This window comes from Leifsonia sp. 2TAF2 (genome assembly GCF_052115085.1).
Lineage (GTDB): Bacteria > Actinomycetota > Actinomycetes > Actinomycetales > Microbacteriaceae > Leifsonia.
Genome location: NZ_JBFRFY010000002.1, coordinates 537286 through 555364 on the forward strand (window position 1 = coordinate 537286; position 18079 = coordinate 555364).

13 protein-coding genes are annotated in these 18079 nt (G+C 68.7%); 10 read left to right on the forward strand and 3 right to left on the reverse strand.

What is annotated here, in order from left to right; translation table 11 throughout:
* Positions 1–182: 182 nt before the first annotated feature.
* Positions 183–2819: a family 78 glycoside hydrolase catalytic domain gene (locus AB4Z18_RS14810; protein WP_441783499.1), complete on the reverse strand. Its 2637-nt coding sequence runs from the start codon at positions 2817–2819 to the stop codon at positions 183–185.
* Between the two features lie 125 nt (positions 2820–2944).
* Between AB4Z18_RS14810 and uidA the strand changes: the two genes are divergently transcribed.
* From uidA to AB4Z18_RS14840, 6 genes are read left to right on the forward strand one after another with little or no spacing between them, the layout of a single operon-like run.
* Positions 2945–4777: a beta-glucuronidase gene (gene uidA, locus AB4Z18_RS14815; protein WP_441783500.1), complete on the forward strand. Its 1833-nt coding sequence runs from the start codon at positions 2945–2947 to the stop codon at positions 4775–4777.
* Positions 4774–6012 (forward strand): D-mannonate dehydratase ManD, encoded by a 1239-nt coding sequence (gene manD / locus AB4Z18_RS14820; RefSeq protein ID WP_441783501.1) that lies wholly within the window; start codon positions 4774–4776, stop codon positions 6010–6012. The genes uidA and manD overlap by 4 nt, the downstream gene beginning before the upstream one ends.
* Positions 6013–6061: 49 nt before the next feature.
* On the forward strand, positions 6062–7435 hold the full coding sequence (locus AB4Z18_RS14825) for an MFS transporter (RefSeq protein WP_441783502.1): 1374 nt from the start codon (positions 6062–6064) through the stop codon (positions 7433–7435).
* A complete protein-coding gene (locus AB4Z18_RS14830; protein ID WP_441783503.1) occupies positions 7425–7973 on the forward strand; it encodes a gluconokinase in 549 nt (182 codons plus the stop codon). Before AB4Z18_RS14825 ends, AB4Z18_RS14830 begins: the two co-directional genes overlap by 11 nt.
* Complete coding sequence (locus AB4Z18_RS14835) at positions 7970–9595, forward strand: hypothetical protein (RefSeq protein ID WP_441783504.1); 1626 nt, start codon at positions 7970–7972, stop codon at positions 9593–9595. Before AB4Z18_RS14830 ends, AB4Z18_RS14835 begins: the two co-directional genes overlap by 4 nt.
* A 43-nt stretch (positions 9596–9638) precedes the next feature.
* Positions 9639–10472: an SDR family NAD(P)-dependent oxidoreductase gene (locus AB4Z18_RS14840; protein ID WP_441783505.1), complete on the forward strand. Its 834-nt coding sequence runs from the start codon at positions 9639–9641 to the stop codon at positions 10470–10472.
* A gap of 7 nt (positions 10473–10479) precedes the next feature.
* On the opposite strand, the gene AB4Z18_RS14845 is transcribed toward AB4Z18_RS14840, so the two are convergent.
* Positions 10480–11109 (reverse strand): TetR family transcriptional regulator, encoded by a 630-nt coding sequence (locus AB4Z18_RS14845; RefSeq protein WP_441783506.1) that lies wholly within the window; start codon positions 11107–11109, stop codon positions 10480–10482.
* 199 nt (positions 11110–11308) lie between these two features.
* Between AB4Z18_RS14845 and AB4Z18_RS14850 the strand changes: the two genes are divergently transcribed.
* Genes AB4Z18_RS14850 through AB4Z18_RS14865 form a run of 4 tightly spaced genes read left to right on the forward strand, consistent with a single transcriptional unit; the run spans position 11309 to position 16609 of the window.
* The gene (locus tag AB4Z18_RS14850) at positions 11309–12640 is read left to right on the forward strand and encodes an ABC transporter substrate-binding protein (RefSeq protein WP_441783507.1); all 1332 of its coding nucleotides are present in this window, start codon (positions 11309–11311) and stop codon (positions 12638–12640) included.
* Entirely contained in the window at positions 12637–13578 is a 942-nt protein-coding gene (locus AB4Z18_RS14855; protein ID WP_441783508.1) for a carbohydrate ABC transporter permease, read from the forward strand. Before AB4Z18_RS14850 ends, AB4Z18_RS14855 begins: the two co-directional genes overlap by 4 nt.
* Positions 13579–13595: 17 nt before the next feature.
* Positions 13596–14492 carry a carbohydrate ABC transporter permease gene (locus AB4Z18_RS14860; RefSeq protein ID WP_441783509.1) on the forward strand — a complete coding sequence of 299 codons (897 nt, stop codon included), beginning with the start codon at positions 13596–13598 and terminating at the stop codon, positions 14490–14492.
* A 14-nt stretch (positions 14493–14506) separates the two neighbouring features.
* Positions 14507–16609 carry a beta-galactosidase gene (locus AB4Z18_RS14865; protein ID WP_441783510.1) on the forward strand — a complete coding sequence of 701 codons (2103 nt, stop codon included), beginning with the start codon at positions 14507–14509 and terminating at the stop codon, positions 16607–16609.
* Positions 16610–16833: 224 nt separating this feature from the next.
* Here AB4Z18_RS14865 and AB4Z18_RS14870 read toward each other — a convergent pair whose 3' ends face one another.
* Positions 16834–17925, reverse strand: a complete 1092-nt coding sequence (locus AB4Z18_RS14870) for a LacI family DNA-binding transcriptional regulator (RefSeq protein WP_441783511.1) — start codon at positions 17923–17925, stop codon at positions 16834–16836.
* Between the last annotated feature and the right edge of the window lie 154 nt (positions 17926–18079).

Here is an 18079-nt window from a genome sequence, read left to right on the forward strand (position 1 = left end):
CTATGCCCTGTATTCAGGACATGGCTGCACGTGCAGCGCCCCACGTCCTGAATACAGGACCGCGGCGCCAGCGACCCGCCCCACGTCCTGAATACAGGACCACGACGCCAGCGACCCGCCCCACGTCCTGAAAACAGGACCGTGCGCGCCTCACTCACGCTGTACGGAGGACGCAGCGATCGTCAGGCGGCGGCCGACACAGCGGAAGACACCGTGAACGCTCCCGGCCCCACTTCCACCGTGCGCCCGTCGGGCAGTACGACGACGCCACGGGTCGCCTCCGGGACCCTTCCGCTGATGCGCAGCGTGCCGTCCTCGATCCGCCACGCGGCCTCAAGCACACCCTGCGGAGTCGTGTACGACCCCTCCGCCCAAGCGACCCCGCCACCGGGGACGGGACGGAGGACGAACGACTCCCACGCCACTGATCCCGGCGCCTGGTCGAGCCCCAGCAAGCGGGTGTGCAGGAAGCGGATCACCGCTCCCTTGCTGTAGTGGTTCAGGGATTCGTGCGCCCGGCCGTCCTCGTCGATGCCGTCCCAGTCCTCCCAGATCGTCGTCGCGCCGCGGTCGATCATCCCGAGCCACGACGGCGACGACCGCTGGAACAGCAGCTCGTACGCGAGGTCGCTGTGGCCGGTCTCCGCCAGAATCGGGAGCAGGTCGGCGGTGGAGAGGAAGCCGGTGCCGAGGTGCGTTCCGGCATCCCGGATCAACGTCACCAGCCGGTTGGCCGCCGCCGTACGGAGCTCCTCCGGGATGAGCCCGAAGCTGAGCGCGCGCACGTACGACGCCTGCGTGTCCGTAGCCGTCCGTCCGTCGGCGGCCAGGAACTCGGTCCGCCAGGCATCGCGGATGCGGTCCGCAAGCGCCGAATAACGCGAGGCCTCGTCACTTCGGTCGAGCACCGCGGCGATCCGCGCCAGGGTCGATGTCGAACGGTGCAAGAAGGCCGTCCCCACCTCGCCCTTGTCCTCCGTGAACCAGGCCAGGGGGTTGTCCTTGAGCGGGTCCACGAGCGCTCCGTCGGCCGTGCGGACCTTGGGCTCGCACCACTCGCCCCAGTGGAACGAGCCGTCCCAGAGGTACTGTTCGTGCGGCAGCGGCTCGGCTGAGCGCTGAACCCGCGACGGGTGGCGCTTCGTCCGCGCGGTCTCCAGCGCCCACTCCACCCAGCGCACCATCGCGTCCCAGTTCGCCGCCAGCTCGCCGCGGTCGCCGTAGGTCTCGTACAGCACCCAGGGCACGTGCACGATCGCGTCGCCCCACCCGGCCGACCCGGTCATCTGCGCGACCTGAAGTTCGGGATGGTGCTTCACCTGCCGACCGTCGGGGGAGAAGTTCGCGATGCGTCCGTCGTCCAACTGGTCGTCGCGGACGGAGCGCAGCCACTTCCGGGTGAAGCCGTGGACGTCGAACAGTCGCACGGCGGTGGACGCGAAGACCTGATAGTCGCCGGTCCAGCCGAGGCGCTCGCGCTGCGGGCAGTCGGTCGGCACGTCGACCGCGTTGCCGCGGAAGCTCCAGTCGGCGATCTCGTGCAGGCGGTTGAGATCGTCGTCGCTGCACCGGAAGGTTCCCATCGGGGCGAGATCGGTGTTGACGACCTGCATTCGCACGGCGTCTGCGCTGAGTGGCTCGTCACGCGTGATGCGGACGTACTGGAAGCCGTGGATGGTGTGCCGCGGCTCGAAGATCGCATCCACCTCGCCCGCGGAGACCACCTCGTCGCGCTGATCGAGGACGACCAGGCCATCGCCCGCCCGCTCCGAGTCGAGGTGCGACATGTCGAGGTCGCCGGACGGGTCGAGGTATTCGCCGTGCTCGAGGACGGTGCGCGTGCCGCGGGGTCCGAGGTCGGTCAGGCGGAGCCAGCCGGAGGCGTTCTGTCCGAAGTCGGCGATCCAGCCGCCCGACGGACCGCGGGCGAAGGAGCGTGGTGCACGTTCCTCGATCCGCCGCACCGGCGGCGCGGGCGACCAGGAGATCGGCGGCGCCGCCACGACGCCGGTACGGACCGGGCCGATCGCCTGCGGCTCGACGGTCAGGTCGGTGGCCTGGCCGTCCATCAGATCGGCGCGCACGATGGGCGAGGTCCACTCGGTCCAGTTGCCGTCGGTGCCGATGACCCGGCGGCTGCCGTCCGCGAACTCCAAATGCAGTTCGGCCCGCGCCGCCACCTGCTCGCCCCAGGCGGCCGGCGCGTGGAACGCACCGACCTGGCCGCGGTACCAGCCGTCGGTCAGCAGGATCTCGATGCGGTTCGCACCCACCGTGAGGGCGTCGGTCACGTCCGCCGCCTGGGCGTAGACGGTCGTGTCGTACGAGGTGGAGCCGGGGGAGAGTTCCGACGTTCCGGCTCGCTCACTGTTGACGAAGGCTTCGTAGACGCCGAGGGCCGTCGCGTACAGCCGGGCCGAGACCACCGGGGCCTCGATCGTGGCCTCGCCGCGCAACAGGTGACCGGGACGCTGCCCCGGCTTGCCGTTGTCGGGTTCGGCTGGCGAGATCCACTCGGCGGTCCAGTCGCCGTCGAGGAGGCCCGCTTCGAACAGGTGCTCCTCGCTCCACGGTCCGCCGGGCCGGCGGACCCGCCAGCGCACGCGCTCGCCGCTTCGCAGGTCGCGCCAGGGCCACTCAACGAACCGGTGTTCGCTAGTGGTCGCGAGGAACTGGACTTCCGAATCGATCGAGGCCTCGATCTCGTATGTCGCGGTTTCGGCAACAGGCAGCCAGGAGAGGCGCGCCGTCTGCTCGGAGACGGGAAAACCGTCGCCCCCTGAGTCGATCCGCAACCCGGTCGGAGCTGTCTGTGTCATCGGCGTCATCGCCTCCATTTCGCGTCGCGAACCTGCTGCCGGGATCATTATGGCAATCGCTTGCCGAAATTCGCAAAACCTGGTGTACTGAGTCCACTGTCCCCGCAGTGCCGCGTAGGAGAACCATGCTCAGCATCCGCACCACCCCCACCCGCGACGTCGTCAGCCTCGACGGCCTCTGGCGCTTCGCGCTCGACTCCGCCGTCGGCGCGGAGCCCTGGCTCTCGCGCATCGTCACTTCGCTCGAAGCGCCCGTTCCCGCCAGCTACAACGACCTCTTCGTGGACCCGGCCATCCGCGATCACGTCGGCGTCGTCTGGTACCAGCGTGAGGTCCGGGTGCCGCGCGGGTGGGCCGGCGAGCGGATCGTGCTCCGGTTCGGCTCGGTCACGCACGCCGCCACGGTCTACGCGAACGACGTGCTCGTCGCCGAGCACGTCGGCGGTTACACGCCGTTCGACGCCGACCTCACCGGCATCGTCGCGCCCGGCGAGGAGTTCCGCCTCACGGTCGCCGTGGACAACCGACTGACGCACCTCACCATCCCGCCGGGGACCGTCGACACGCTGCCGGACGGCCGGCTCAAGCAGACATATCACCACGACTTCTACAACTACGCAGGCATCGCCCGCTCGGTGAAGCTGTACAGCACGCCGCAGGCGTACGTGGCTGACATCACCGTCGTGACCGGGATCGACGGCTCGGCAGGCGTCGTCGACTATCGGATCGAGACGGCCGGAGCGGAAGCAGCGGACGTTCGACTCCGCGTCCTCGACGAGAGCGGAGCCACCGTCGCGACGGCGGAAGGCGCCGAGGGCAGCGTCCGCATCGACGACGTCCACCTCTGGATGCCCGGAGCGGCGTACCTGTACGACCTGCTGGTCGAACTCGTACGGAACGGCGAGCCGGTCGACAGTTACATCCTGCCCTTCGGCGTCCGTACCGTGGAGGTGCGCGGCACCGACTTCCTGATCAACGGCGAACCGTTCTACTTCACCGGCTTCGGCAAGCACGAGGACACTCCCGTGCGGGGCAAGGGTCACGACGACGCCTACCTGGTGCACGACTTCCAGCTGCTGGAGTGGACAGGCGCCAACTCGTTCCGCACCAGCCACTACCCGTACGCCGAAGAGGTCCTCGACTTCGCCGACCGCCACGGGATCGTCGTCATCGGCGAGACCGCCGCGGTCGGCCTCAACCTCGGCGTCCAGGGCGGTCTGACGGGGATCCCGCCGACACCCACCTTCGCCCCGGAGAACTTCGGCGGCGAGACCAGGAACGTGCACGCCCAGCACCTGCGCGAACTCCTCGCCCGCGACAAGAACCACCCCAGCGTGGTCATGTGGAGCATCGCCAACGAGCCCGCCTCCAACGAGGACGGATCGCGGGAGTACTTCGAACCCCTCGTCGACCTCGCCCGGGAGCTCGACCCGACCCGGCCGCTCACGTATGCCGCCGTCATGTTCGCCACCCCTGCGAACGACAAGATCGGCGACCTCTTCGACGTGCTCTCCATCAACCGTTACTACGGCTGGTACGTCTTCACCGGCGACCTCGCCACGGCGGAGAGCGTGCTGGAGCAGGAGCTGCGTGGCTGGGTGCAGCGCTTCGGCAAGCCGATCATGATGTCCGAGTACGGCGCCGACACGCAGCCCGGGCTGCACTCCGTGTGGGACATGCCGTGGACCGAGGAGTACCAGTCCGACCTGCTGGCCGCCTACCACCGGGTCTTCGACCGGATCCCCGAGTTCGTGGGCGAGCACATCTGGAATTTCGCCGACTTCATGACCGGCCCCGGCATCCATCGTGTCGACGGCAACAAGAAGGGCGTCTTCACCCGCGACCGTAAGCCCAAGGGCGCGGCCTTCTCCGTGCGCAACCGCTGGCGCGGTCTGGAGGGGAAGAAACCGGACGGCCCGGCAGAACGACCCGCAGCGAGCGAAGGGAACCCCTCATGATCATCGACAAGGCAGAAGTCATCGTCACGAGCCCCGACCGCAACTTCGTGACCCTCAAGCTGACCACCGAGGACGGGCTCACGGGCCTCGGCGACGCGACGCTCAACGGGCGCGAGCAGGCGGTGGTCGCCTACCTGAGCGAGCATGTCGTCCCGTTGCTGATCGGCCGTGACGCATCGCGCATCGAGGACACCTGGCAGTTCCTCTACCGCAGCGCATATTGGCGGCGGGGACCTGTGACGATGGCGGCCATTGCGTCGGTCGACATGGCCCTCTGGGACATCAAGGGCAAAGCCGCTGGGATGCCGGTCTACCAGCTTCTCGGCGGAGCCTCGCGCAACGGACTACTGGCGTACGGCCACGCCTCCGGTCGCGACCTGCCCGAACTCTTCGACAGCGTGCGCGAGCACCAGGAGCAGGGCTACCGCGCCATCCGCATCCAGTCGGCCGTCCCTGGGCTGAAGTCGATCTACGGGATCGCCTCCAACGCCACCTACGAGGCCAACCAGGGCGTGCGCTACGACCACGAGCCGGCGCAGCGCGGCGGACTGCCGAACGAGGAGGACTGGGACACCCGCTCCTACCTGCGCCACATCCCGACCGTGTTCGAGGCGGTGCGCAACGAGTTCGGCCCGGAGTTGCCGCTGCTGCACGACGGCCACCACCGGATGACGCCGATCCAGGCTGCGCAGCTCGGCAAGTCGCTCGAGCCGTACGACCTGTTCTGGCTGGAGGACTGCACGCCGGCCGAGAACCAGGAGGCGCTGCGGCTCGTCCGCCAGCACACCACCACGCCGCTCGCGATCGGCGAGATCTTCAACAGTGTCTGGGACTACCAGCAGATCATCCGCGAGCAGCTCATCGACTACGTCCGCTCGGCCGTTACCCACACCGGCGGCATCACGCACCTCAAGAAGGTGCTCGACTACGCCTCCCAGTACCAGATCAAGTCCGGGATGCACGGTCCGACCGACATCTCGCCGGTCGGGATGGCCGCGGCCATGCACCTCGGCCTCGCGATCCACAACTTCGGCATCCAGGAGTACATGAAGCACGGCGAGAAGACCGACAGCGTCTTCCAGCAGTCCTTCACCTGGACGGACGGCTTCCTGCACCCCGGCGACCAGCCGGGACTCGGGGTCGAGCTGGATGTCGACGAAGCCGGCAAGTACCCGTACGTCCGCGCCTACCTCCCCTACAACCGACTCGCCGACGGCACCGTCCACGACTGGTAACCCCCGAACACCCTCCCCTTTTCAGCGTTTGACGAAGGAGTCATTCCCGATGCGCAAGTACAGCAACCTCGACACGAAATCCTCGCGTGCCGTGAGGGTCGAGGCCGCCACGGTCCTGCCCACCTCGGCGGGTCCGGCGGCCGGTCCCCAGAACCAGGAGATCAACGGCCCCGACCTGGTCGCCCCGCCGCTCCGCCGGGTGAGCGCCAGCTACCTGTTCTGGATCACGGTCGCGAACTTCGGCGCCAGCCTCGCCCTGATGGTCCCGCTCACCTACTCCCTCGCGGTTCGGGTGTCCCAACTCGATCCCGGCCACGAGGAGGTCCTCGGCTACATCACGGGGACCGCGCAGCTGGTGTACCTCGTCCTCAGCCCGCTGCTCGGCGTGTGGAGCGACCGGCTCCGTTCGCCGTTCGGGCGCCGGACGCCGTTCGTCGTGGGCGGAGCGATCCTGGGCCTCCTGGCGGTGGTGTTCATCGCCGTGTCGCCGAACCTCCTGCTCATCGGCGCCGGCTGGGTGGTCGGCCTGCTGGGCTGGGCGACCGCGGGCCAGGGCATCCAGACCCTGCTGGCCGACCGAGTGCCCGAGGAGCAGCGCGGACGCGCCTCGGCCCTGACCGGGGTGTCCACGCAGATCGCCCCGGTCATCGGCATCGGCGTCGCCTACGCGGTCGTGAAGTCGACCTTCCTGCTCTTCCTCGTGCCCGCCCTGGTGGGCCTCGTGCTCATCCTCGCGTTCGTCCTGATCAAGCGGGAGGGCAGCTCGCGCGACATCGTCCGGAACGACACCGTGAGCGCCAAGGCGCTGTTCAGCAGTTACGTCTTCAACCCGAGGAAGTATCCGGACTTCGGCTGGAACTGGCTGGGCCGGTTCATCTTCTTCATGGGGCTGTACTTCAACACCACGTTCGGCACCTTCTTCTACGCGCAGCGGCTCGGCATCCCGGTGGTGCAGGTGGCGGGTGTCGTCGCCGCGATCGGCATCATCGGCGTGCTGGCCGCCACCGGCGGTGCGATCCTCGGCGGCTTCCTCTCGGACAAGCTGGGACGCCGCAAGCTCTTCACGCTGATCGGTGCTCTGCTGTTCGTGGCCGGCGCCTGCGTCGAGGCGTTCGCGCACTCGATCGTCCCGCTGGTCGTCGGATCGGTGCTCATGCAGCTGGCCATCGCGGCGTTCAGTGTGGTGGACCAGGCGATCGTGTTCGCCGTGCTGCCGAGCCGTGCCGAGGCCGGCCGCTACCTCGCGGTCGTGGCGTTCGCGCAGAAGATCCCGAGCGCGATCGCGCCTCTGATCGCGCCACTGATCATCACGATCGGGGCGGTCGGCGCCGACAAGAACTACACGACGCTGTACCTCATCGGCGCGGTCTTCGCCCTCATCGGCGGGCTCATCATCTTCACCAAGGTGAAGAGTGTCCGCTGAGGCCCAGGACGCCGTCTCGGCGTCAGCGATCGTCGTGATGGGCGTCTCCGGCGCAGGCAAGACGACCGTGGGACGGGCGCTCGCCGAGCGCTTGCACCTGCCGTTCATCGACGCCGACGACCTGCACCCGCAGGCGAACAAAGACAAGATGGCCGGCGGGACACCGCTCACCGACGACGACCGCTGGCCGTGGCTCGCCCGGGTCGGTGAGGCGGTCGCCTCCGAGCTCCGGTCGGGTCGCGGCGTCGTCGTCGCCTGCTCGGCGCTGCGACGGACGTATCGGGATGCCATCCGCCGCAGCGCCGAGGGGCCGGTGACGTTCGCCCAGCTGGAGGGCAGCGCCGACCTCCTGGGAGAGCGGATCGGCGCTCGCAGCGACCACTTCATGCCGCCCGGGCTGCTCACCTCGCAGTTGCAGACGCTGGAGAGGCTGGAGCCCGACGAAACGGGGTCGGTGTTCTCGGTCCACGACGCCCCGGACCTCGTGGCGGCACGGATCTACGACTGGGTAATCACCCGAGAGGATGCGCTCGCATGACAGAGGGAGCACTCGCCGCGATCGACGAGCGGGACACGGAGACCCGGGACAGCGCCTTCGGCCGGATCGAGCTCTCCACGGTTCCGCTGCCTGACGGCGTCCAGCTGTCGAGCGCCACCTACCTGCCGTCGGGAGACGTCTTCGTGCTGTTCCGCCGCCCTGGGGACCACGACGACTGGTTCCGCGTCGGCATCGTCCACGATGACGGGACGGAGTTCCGCGAGATCTTCTCCGGAGCGATCCCGCAGAGTCCGACGGCGAACGGCATCCGGCACATGCCGTTCAGCGACGGCCGGCGGGTGCTTCTCGGCGACTACGTCCTCGAAGCGACGCCGGACCTCGGCACCGCGACGACGGTCGAGCTCCTGCGCGTCGAGTATCCGTGGGAGCTGACGTCCGATCCGCTCACCTCGCACCACTGGTCGGAGATCATCGTCTCGCCGGACGACCGGCACATCGCCTGGACGGTCCTCCGGACCGACATGTCGGCCGTCGTGGCGCTCGGCCGGCTGGAGCGCGGTGCGGGCCGGTACACGATCGAGGAGCCGGCGATCATCAGCAGCAGCGAGGCGGTCGTCCCCGACCCGGCGCGCGACGGCTGGTTCAGGATGCGGCCGATGCTCGGCGGCGAGGTCAAGCAGTTCGTCCGCGGCGGCGCCGCTATCTCGTCCGTCGGAGACGGCGGCGGGGCACTGACCGACTCCATCATCCAGAGCCTCACCTCGGAGCACATCGAGCCGATCACGAGGACTCCCGGGTACGACGAGACGACCATCCTCTCGCCGGATGAGCGGCTGGGCATCGTGATGACCGGGCGTGCCTCACGAGAGACCGACCTGGCGTTCCTCGGGCTCGTCTCGCGCCCGCACGCGCAGCTCGTGACGATGGACCTCGCCTGGGTGCTGTACGTCTACGCCGTGGACGGAGTCCGGCGGTTCCGGCCGGGGAACATCGGGCCCGTCCTGATCGATATCCAGCGGTCGATGACCGAGCCGGGGTACCTGGGCGTCCCGCTGAACAGCGGCGACGCGTCGTGGGTCTACGTCTCCCCGATGTCCTGGCATCCCGATGGCACGCGGACGATGTGGATGGAGCAGCGCCGAGGCTCGGGGGAGGGCGGCGATCCCGAGCTCAGGATCCGCGTCGCCCGGCTTTCCGAGCACGCGCCGGCGGCCGCCGTGCCGGTCGTCGCGACGCCCGGCCTCCCTCCGTACGCGGTGGCGGGCGAGGATGCACGCGAACGGTTGCGGCACCGGATCGAGGTCGTGCCGTCCGGGCGCATCGCCGGTGCGCACTCCGGTCACCTCGAGTTCGAGCGGTCGTCGGACGGGCACGGGACGTGGTCCGCGTTCTCGCGCTACGTCGACTTCAGCGACGACGGCAGGGCCGTCTACAACGGCTACGAGCGCTCGAGCGGGTCGATGGCGAGCGGTGCGGTGTACGAAGCGGACCTCGTCGCGGAGGGCGAGGTCAGCGGGGAGATGCGTCTCCGTGCGACCTGGTCCGGCGTCCAGCAGGGCGCGCGGCTGCTGTTCGGGACCGCAGAGGACGGACGGCCGCAGAGCTTCGGTTCCGCACGGTTCGGCGACGCTGTCGCGCGGGTCGAGGACCTGGTCGAGTAGCGCGTTCCGCCGATGATCACCGACACACGACCTGGAGGTCCGTATGCCCTATCCCTTCCCTGACGTCTCGAACGCGTCGATCGCCGAACTCGTCTCCCTCCGCGGCCGCCGGGCGGTCGTCACCGGGGGCGCACAAGGCCTCGGCAGGGCCATCGCCGAGCGCCTCGCGGAGGCGGGAGCGGACGTCCTCGTCGTCGACCTGAACGAGGAACCGGCCAAGGCGGCAGCGGCCGAGCTGGCCGCGCGCTACGGCGTGACCGCGATCGGGACGCGCGCCGACGTGTCCGACACCGACTCGGTCGTGGCCGCAGCCGACCTGGCCGTCCGGGAACTCGGCGGCCTCGACATCTGGGTCAACAACGCAGGCCTGTTCCCTAACGCTCCGGTGCTCGACATGCCGGACGAGCTGTGGGACCGGGTGTTCGCGGTCAACGCGCGCGGAGTGTTGCTCGGCTCGCGGGAGGCCGCTCGCCGGATGGCCGCGGACGGCTCCGGGGGAGTCATCGTCAACATCATCTCGACGGCCGGCTTCCAGGTCGCGTTCCCCGGGATGGCCGCGTACGTCAGCTCCAAGCACGCGGCGCGCGGTCTGACGAAGTCGCTGGCCGTCGACCTCGCGCCGCTCGGCGTGCGCGTCCTCGGGGTGGCTCCGAGCTTCGTCCCGACCGAGGGCAACATCGCGGCGGCTCGGGCAGCGACCGAGCAGGCGGCGGCAGCCGGAATCGAGATCCCGCCGCTGGATGTGATGACGCAGAGCAGGATCGGCCGGCTCGGCACTCCGGATGACATCGCCCGGGTGGTGCTGTTCGCCGCAAGCGACCTCTCCCTGATCATGACCGGGAGCACGCTGCTGGCCGACGCGGGGGAGACCCTCTAGGGCGCGGTCAGGCGCCGCGGTCGCCGGCCCGCTCGATCGCGCTCATCGGAGCTCCGAGGACACGCTCGATGAGCGAGCCCAGTTCGGCGGCGATGTCGAAGTTCTGTTCGGCCAGCCATTGCAGCTGCAGGCCCTCCCAGGCCGTGTGGATCCAGCGCGACGCGCGATAGGGGTCGAGGGACGAATCGACGACGCCCGCCTGCTGCAGGCGGACGATGCTCTCGACCATCCGCTCGTCTCCGGCGCGCCAGCGATCTTTGAAGTACTCGTGCGCGGGATGCGCCGGGTCGCTCGACTCGCCGAACATCGCCGTGTGCAGGCGGACGACGTTGATGCGTCGCAGGCTCTCCGCCGCGCGGGCAGGAGCGCGACGCACCGATTCGCCGAGCGGCATCGTCGACCACTCGTACTCGTCCGACAGGCGGAGGGCGGCCAGCAGCAGGTCGTCCTTCGTCGGGTAGTGGTAGAGGACGCCCGGCTCGCTGAGCCCTGCGCGCTGTGCGACGTCCGCCGTGATGAGGGAGCGGTGTCCCTTCTCGAGGACGATCTCGAGGGCCGCCTCGGCGATGGCGCGCCGGCGCTCTTTGGTCTTGGCGTAGCTCCCACGAGGCCCGCGCACGGCGACAGTTTTCACCATGCCGCCACGATAGCCCAGATTCTTTAAAACTATTGCTCCCTAAGAATTGACACGAGCCGGATGTGCTGGTTACCATCCAAGTGCAAACTCTATTAGAGACTCAGAGTTAGCAGTCGGGCCGCGAGCACCCTGGACGGCCTGCATCCCATTCCCGGTCTGCCGAGGGTCGTCCCCCCGGTGTCTTTCAAAGGTGAGGACAATGCATTCACGCGAGTTGAATCGATACAACCTACGACGGCGCTCTGCCGTCGTTGCGAGCGCGGCACTGGCCGCGGCCGCCCTGCTGCTCAGCGGCTGCAGCGCTTCCGGGTCGTCGGCCACCACGGCCACCGCCACCGCCGAGAAGGACGTCCACCTGACGTTCCTCAACCAGTCCCGTGGCCAAGAGGTCGTCCTGAACGAGCTCGCCAAGAAGTACGGCGACGAGACCGGCGTCACGGTCACCGTCGATACCCCGGGCCCGGTGGACTACCTGCCCAAGCTCCAGGCGGACGCGCAGTCGAAGCAGATGCCCGACATCTACTCGTCGTTCAACCCCGTCTCGATGGCGCCCTTCTACAAGGCAGGCTGGGCGCTCGACCTGAGCAAGGAGCTGAAGGCCGGCTGGAGCAAGAACTTCACCCCTGAGGTCATCAAGCTCGCCACGTTCGCCCAGGGCAACAACCTCGGAGTGAAGCCCGGCATCTACACCGTCCACTGGGAGAACCAGGCGTACGGCCTCATCTCCGACTCGGCGAACTCGGGTATCGACGCCGCCAAGACGCCGAAGACGGTCTCCGACCTCATCAAGCAGCTGGCGGCCAGCAACAAGAACCCCAACGGTGGCTTCTCCGTCGCCGCATCCCTCACGCCGCAGTTCGTGCAGTACCTCGCCTCGAACTGGCTGACCGACAAGCAGATCAACGACACCTTCGCCGGAAAGTACAAGTGGACCTCCGACGGCTGGGCCAAGGCCTTCCAGGTGATCGCCGATCTCAAGAAGGCCGGGGCGATCCAGGGTGACGCCATCCCGGGCGGTCAGAACGACAACCCCACCGTCGAGACGAACTTCTTCACCAAGCACAGCGTCGGAACGATCTTCGACGCCTCGCCGGGCGTCTCGGTCGCGCACAAGACGGCCCCGGACTACACCTCGTTCTTCTCGATGTCGCTGCCGAAGGCGTCCGACGCCAAATACTCGCCCCGCTCCCCGGGCGTTCCCGGCAAGGGTGCGGTCATCAACCCGCGCGGCGAGCACGTGCAGGCGTCACTCGCTTTCGTGAAGTGGCTCACCGAGCCGGCGCAGCAGGAGGTGTTCGCGAAGGAGGCGTACATCATCCCGACCAGCCCGTCCCTCCTGAAGAGCGCGAAGCTGCCGGACACGCTCACCGGCTTCGCCGAGGGCACGAAGAACCAGCAGGTCATCCCCAACACGTTCAGCGCCCAGGTCACGGATGCGATCAACCGCGACGTGCAGAGCCTCGTGCTCGGGCAGATCACGGTGAAGGACCTGCTGGCCGACGTCCAGAGCGCACAGGACGCCAGCCAGTGACCACCACCCTCAGCACCACCCTTGCGCGGCGCTCCCTCGGAGCGCCGCGCAAGCGGCGCCGGATCGGCCGGCGCTCGGCGCTCGCCGGCTACCTGTTCCTGGCTCCGGCGATCGCCCTGATCGCCGTCTTCACCCTGGCGCCGTTCGTCGAGTCGATCCTGCTCAGCTTCCAGTCGTGGGACGGCGTCAGCCCGGACACGCCGTGGATCGGCTGGCTCAACTACCAGGCCGCGTTCCGCAACGTCGCCTTCTGGGCGTCGATGAAGAACGTCGTCATCTTCGGTGTCGTCGGGTTCGTCGTGGGCAACGGCGTCGCCATCGTCATGGCGCTCGCCGTGAACGCGATCCGCAAGGGACGCACCTTCTTCCGGACCGTCTACTACCTCCCCAGCGTGCTGTCGGTCGTGGTCGTCGGGATGGTGTTCTCTGCGATGCTCGACCCGCGGTCCGGGATCGTGAACAAGATCCTCGGCTGGATGGGGCTGCCCTTCCTCCAGCACGACTGGCTGAACGACCCGAACGTCGCGCTATTCGCGGTCATCGCGGTCTTCCTCTGGCTGCACTGGGGGTTCGGCTTCATCCTCTTCCTCGCCGGTCTCCAGGACATCCCGAAGTACCTCTACGAGGCGGCCGAGCTCGACGGCGCACGAGGATGGGCGAAGTTCCGGTACATCACCTGGCCGCAGCTCGCGCCGGTCACCACGGTGGTCAGCCTGCTGACGCTGCTCGCCGCGCTGCAGATCTTCGGGACGGTCCAGGTGCTGACCAACGGCGGTCCCGGGTACACGACCATGGTGCCCACGCTGCAGATCTTCACCCAGGCGTTCACCTACAACAACTACGGACAGGCCGCTGCCATGTCGGTCATCTTCGGCGGCGCCCTCATCGTCCTGTCGCTGGTGCAGCTCGGCGTCTCGCGCCGGCGTGCGAACGACTGAGCAACACGGGAGACACCATGACGACCACCACGAACACCACCGGCTACGTGGCTGCCCGTGAGGCGGTCCCCGCTGAGAGCCGCGCGACGCGGCGTCCCCTCCGGCCCGGGCGGGTGGCGCTGTACGCGCTCCTCGTCGCCGGAGCCCTCAGCGCGATCTTCCCCATCCTGTGGATGATCTCCGGCTCGATGCAGACCCTGCCCGAGCTCCTCAAAGGGGATGCGCTCCTCCCCGCCGTGCCGCAGTGGCAGAACTTCACCACCGCGTGGGTCAGAGGGAACCTGGGCGTATACCTGACGAACAGCGTCATCTACACGCTCTGCGCGGTCGCGGGCATCCTGCTGGTGTCGAGCCTTGCCGGCTATGCGCTCGCCCGCCTCGAATTCCGGGGCAAGGCGATCTTCACCGCGCTCATCCTCGCGGTGATGATCATCCCGGCGCCGGCGATGTTCCTCGCGCAGTACAAGGTGCTGCTGACCCTGGATCTCGCCAACACCCGGCAGGGATACATCCTCATCCTGATCACCTCGGGCATCCCGATCTCGACGCTGATCATGCGCAGCTTCTTCGCGTCGCAGCCCCGCGACCTGGAGGAGGCGGCATCACTCGACGGTGCGTCCGCCCTGCGCACCTTCTTCAGCATCATGCTCCCGCTGGCGAAGCCGGGACTCGCGGCCGTGGCCGTCATCCAGGCGTTCGCGGTGTGGAACGAGTACCTCATGGCGCTCGTCATCTTCAACGACACCGCGCTGATGCCGGTGCAACGTGGGCTGACCAGCTTCGTCTCCGCCGAGACGCCGCAGCCGCAGATCCTGCTCGCCGCCACCCTCATCTCCATCGTGCCGGTGCTCGTCTTCTATCTCTTCGCACAGCGTCAGATCGTCGACGGCATCAGCGCCGGGGCCATCAAGTAAGGAACACGTCCTCCATGCATCCAGCTTTCGCCCGCTCGCCCTGGTTCGGCGGCGACTACAACCCCGAGCAGTGGCCGGAGGCGGTGTGGGATGAGGATGTCGACCTCATGCGCCGCGCCGGGGTGAACCTCGTCACCGTCGGCGTCTTCGCCTGGTCGCTGCTGGAGCCCGAGGAGGGCCGCTACGAGTTCGGCTGGCTCGACAGCATCCTGGACCTCCTTCACGAGAACGGGATCGCGGTCGATCTCGCGACGGCGACGGCCTCGCCGCCGCCGTGGTTCTCCCGCGCGTACCCGGAGTCACTGCCGGTGACTGCGGACGGTGTCCGGCTGTCTCCGGGGTCGCGGCAGGCGTACTGCCCGAGCTCGCCTCAGTACCGGGCGAGCGCGGGGAAGCTGGCCCGCGCCATCGCGGAGCGCTACGGGAAGCACCCTGCCGTGGTGCTCTGGCACGTCAACAACGAGTACGGCTGCCACGTCGCCCGGTGCTACTGCGACGAGTCGGCGGCAGCGTTCCGGCGCTGGCTCGAGCAGAAGTACGGGACGATCGGGGCTCTCAACGAGGCGTGGGGGACGGCGTTCTGGTCGCAGTCCTACGGGAGGTTCGACGAGATCCTCCCGCCGCGGACGACACCGGCGATCGGCAATCCCACGCAGGCGCTCGACTTCGAGCGGTTCAGTTCCGACGAGCTGCTCGCCTGCTACCTCGAGGAGAAGGCGATCCTGCGCGAGGTGACCCCGGACATCCCGGTCACCACCAATTTCATGGGGCTGTTCCGCGGCGCCGACTACTGGCGGTGGGCGCCTCACGTCGATGTGATCGCCGACGACCTCTACCCGGACCCTGCAGATCCAGACGCCCCGCGTGCCGCCGCGATGGCGCGCGACCTGATGCGCTCTCTGGGCGGCGGGCGGCCGTGGATCCTGATGGAGCAGGCGACGAGCGCCGTCAACACGCGGCCCGCCAACGCTCCCAAGGCCGCAGGGCAGATGCGGGCGCTCTCGTACCAGGCTCTCGCCCGGGGCGCGGACGGCATCCTGTTCTTCCAGTGGAGGCAGTCGGCATCCGGTGCCGAGAAGTTCCACTCCGGGATGGTGCCCCACGCCGGCACCGGGACGCGCGTCTGGCGAGAGGTCGAGCAACTGGGATCCGAGCTCGCGGCGCTGGGCGGCGTGATGGGGACGGAGACCCGATCGAACGCAGTGCTCGTCTTCGACTGGGACAGCTGGTGGGCGATCGAGCAGCGGGGACTTCCGGCGACCTCGTCGTATCTCTCCCTGGTCGCGCGGTGGCATGCGGCGCTGACGGACGCCGGGCTGACGGTCGACCTCGTGCCCGGCGATGACGACCTCACGGGTTACCCGATCGTCGTGGTGCCGAGCCTGTTCGTCACGACCGACGCACAAGCCGCGGCGATCGACGCGGCCGCCCGCTCGGGGTCGAGCGTGCTCGTGACGGACCAGACCGGAATCGTCGACGAGAACCTCCGCGCGCGTCTCGGCGGCTATCTCGGTGAGCTGCAGTCGACGCTGGGCGTCTGGATCGAGGAGTTCTGGCCGCTGACCGGCGCCTGGGCTCGGCCCGGTGGGATCCCGGTCGCGGAGTCGGCCACGATCGCGCCGACGGTGAGCGTGCGGGGTGGGGTCTTTGCCGGCGGCACCAGCACGGGTGCCGAGTGGACCGAAGCCCTGCACCTCCATGATGCGGAGGTCGAGGCGGTCTTCGAGGGCGGTGCGCTGGACGGTTGGCCGGCGCTGACCCGGAAAGCCCGAGGCGAAGGCGCAGCCTGGTATCTCGCCACACGCCTCGACCGGGACGGGAGGGCGGCGCTCGTCGAGAGACTCATCGCCGAGAGTGGCGTGCGCGTCGAGCGTCCGCTCTCGGGCGATACCGGCGGCCCGGTCGAATCGGTGCGGCGGGGCGACCTCCTCTTTCTCATCAACCACGGCGCCAGCCCGGTCGTCGTCGAGGTCGATGGTACCGACGTGCTGAGCGGCGCAAGCGCCCGCGGGATCACGCTGGGCCAGCACGATGTCGCGGTCGTGGCCGTATCCGTCGTGGGGGAGCGATCGCCGGCCACCGCCCCGATCGTCGGGGCGTCGGCTCAGAACGCGTAGAGCCCGGTCGAGTCCTGTTTTCAGGACGCGCCGCTCCTGTTTTCAGGACGTGCCGCTCCTGTTTTCAGGACGCGGCCTTCCGGTTTTCAGCACGCGCCCCGCTCCTGTTTTCAGGAGATCCGGGGTGGGAGGTGTCGCTATGTCCTGAGCACAGGGCATAGCTGAACCCGCCGAGCCGATTCTCCTGAAAACAGGACGCCGGCGCGGGCGAAGGAGCAGCAGCTTCACCGCCCCGGCCGCGGCGGCGCCGTGCTCTCCCTCACGACCAGCTGCGGGATCGGGTACTCCATCGGCACCACCGGCTCGACGCCCTCGATCTGGGACACCAGGACGTCGATCGCCTGCGTCCCGAGCCAGCCGAAGTCCTGGCGGATCGTGGTCAGCGGCGGCGCGAAGTGCTTGGCCTCCGGGATGTCGTCGAAGCCAACCACGCTGAGGTCGCCGGGCACCGAGAGGCCCAGGTCCGCGGCGGCGTGCATGAGGCCGAGGGCCATCTGGTCGTTGGAGGCGAACACCGCCGTGAAATCCGGATGGTCGAGCAGCTTCAGGCCGACCTCGTAGCCGAGGTCCGCCGACCAGTCGCCCAACAGGGGAGCGGTCACGGGCAGGTCGTGGTCGTTCAACTCGCCGAGGAACCCGTTCATCCGATCCTCCGCCTCGTTCCAGTCCTGCGGGCCCGCGAGGTGCACGATTCGCGTGTGGCCGAGCTCGATGAGGTGACGCGTGGCCAGGCGGGCGCCCGCCTCCTGATCGAACGCCGCCACGCGTCCATCGCCGTCGTCCTTCCAGTGCAGGCTCACGAAGGGCAAGCGGACGGCCACACGCTGCAGCGCCTCGTGGGCCCGCTGCTGCGGCGCGATGACGACCACGCCATCCACCCCCTGCGCAGCGAAGGCGTCGAGCGCCTCCGACATGCTGGCGTCGTCCTCCCGCGCCAGCGTGGCCGAGAGGATGGCATAGCCGCGCGCGCGCGCCGCCTCGTCGATCGCGGTCGCGGCACTGAACGGTCCGTAGTGCGACCGGGCGGAGACCAGCAGCCCGATCGTCATCGACCGGGAGGTGGCCAGGGCGCGCGCGGCGCTGTTGGGCCGCCAGGCGTGCTCCTCGATCACCTTTCGGACCTGCGCCTCGGTGGAGGCCTTGATGTAGCGCTCGCCGTTGAGCACGCGGGACACCGTCTGCCGCGACACTCCGGCGAGCCGGGCGATGTCCCGGATCGAGAGTGCGCGCTGCTCCTCGGGTCCGCGCTTGTCCATGCGTCCTGTCTCGTCGGCGAGGGCGGCAGCGCTGCCGCACTCGGTGAACGTGCTCATCATATTTTCCGCGAAGCACTTGACTGACCACGGGCTCAGGTCGTAGCGTCTAACCCGTTCTGGGACCGGTCACATATATCGCGTACCGCCCAGCATACGACGAGGGAGTCGCTCATGACAGCAGCCGGATCGCACAGCCGCGATCGTTCCTGCACCG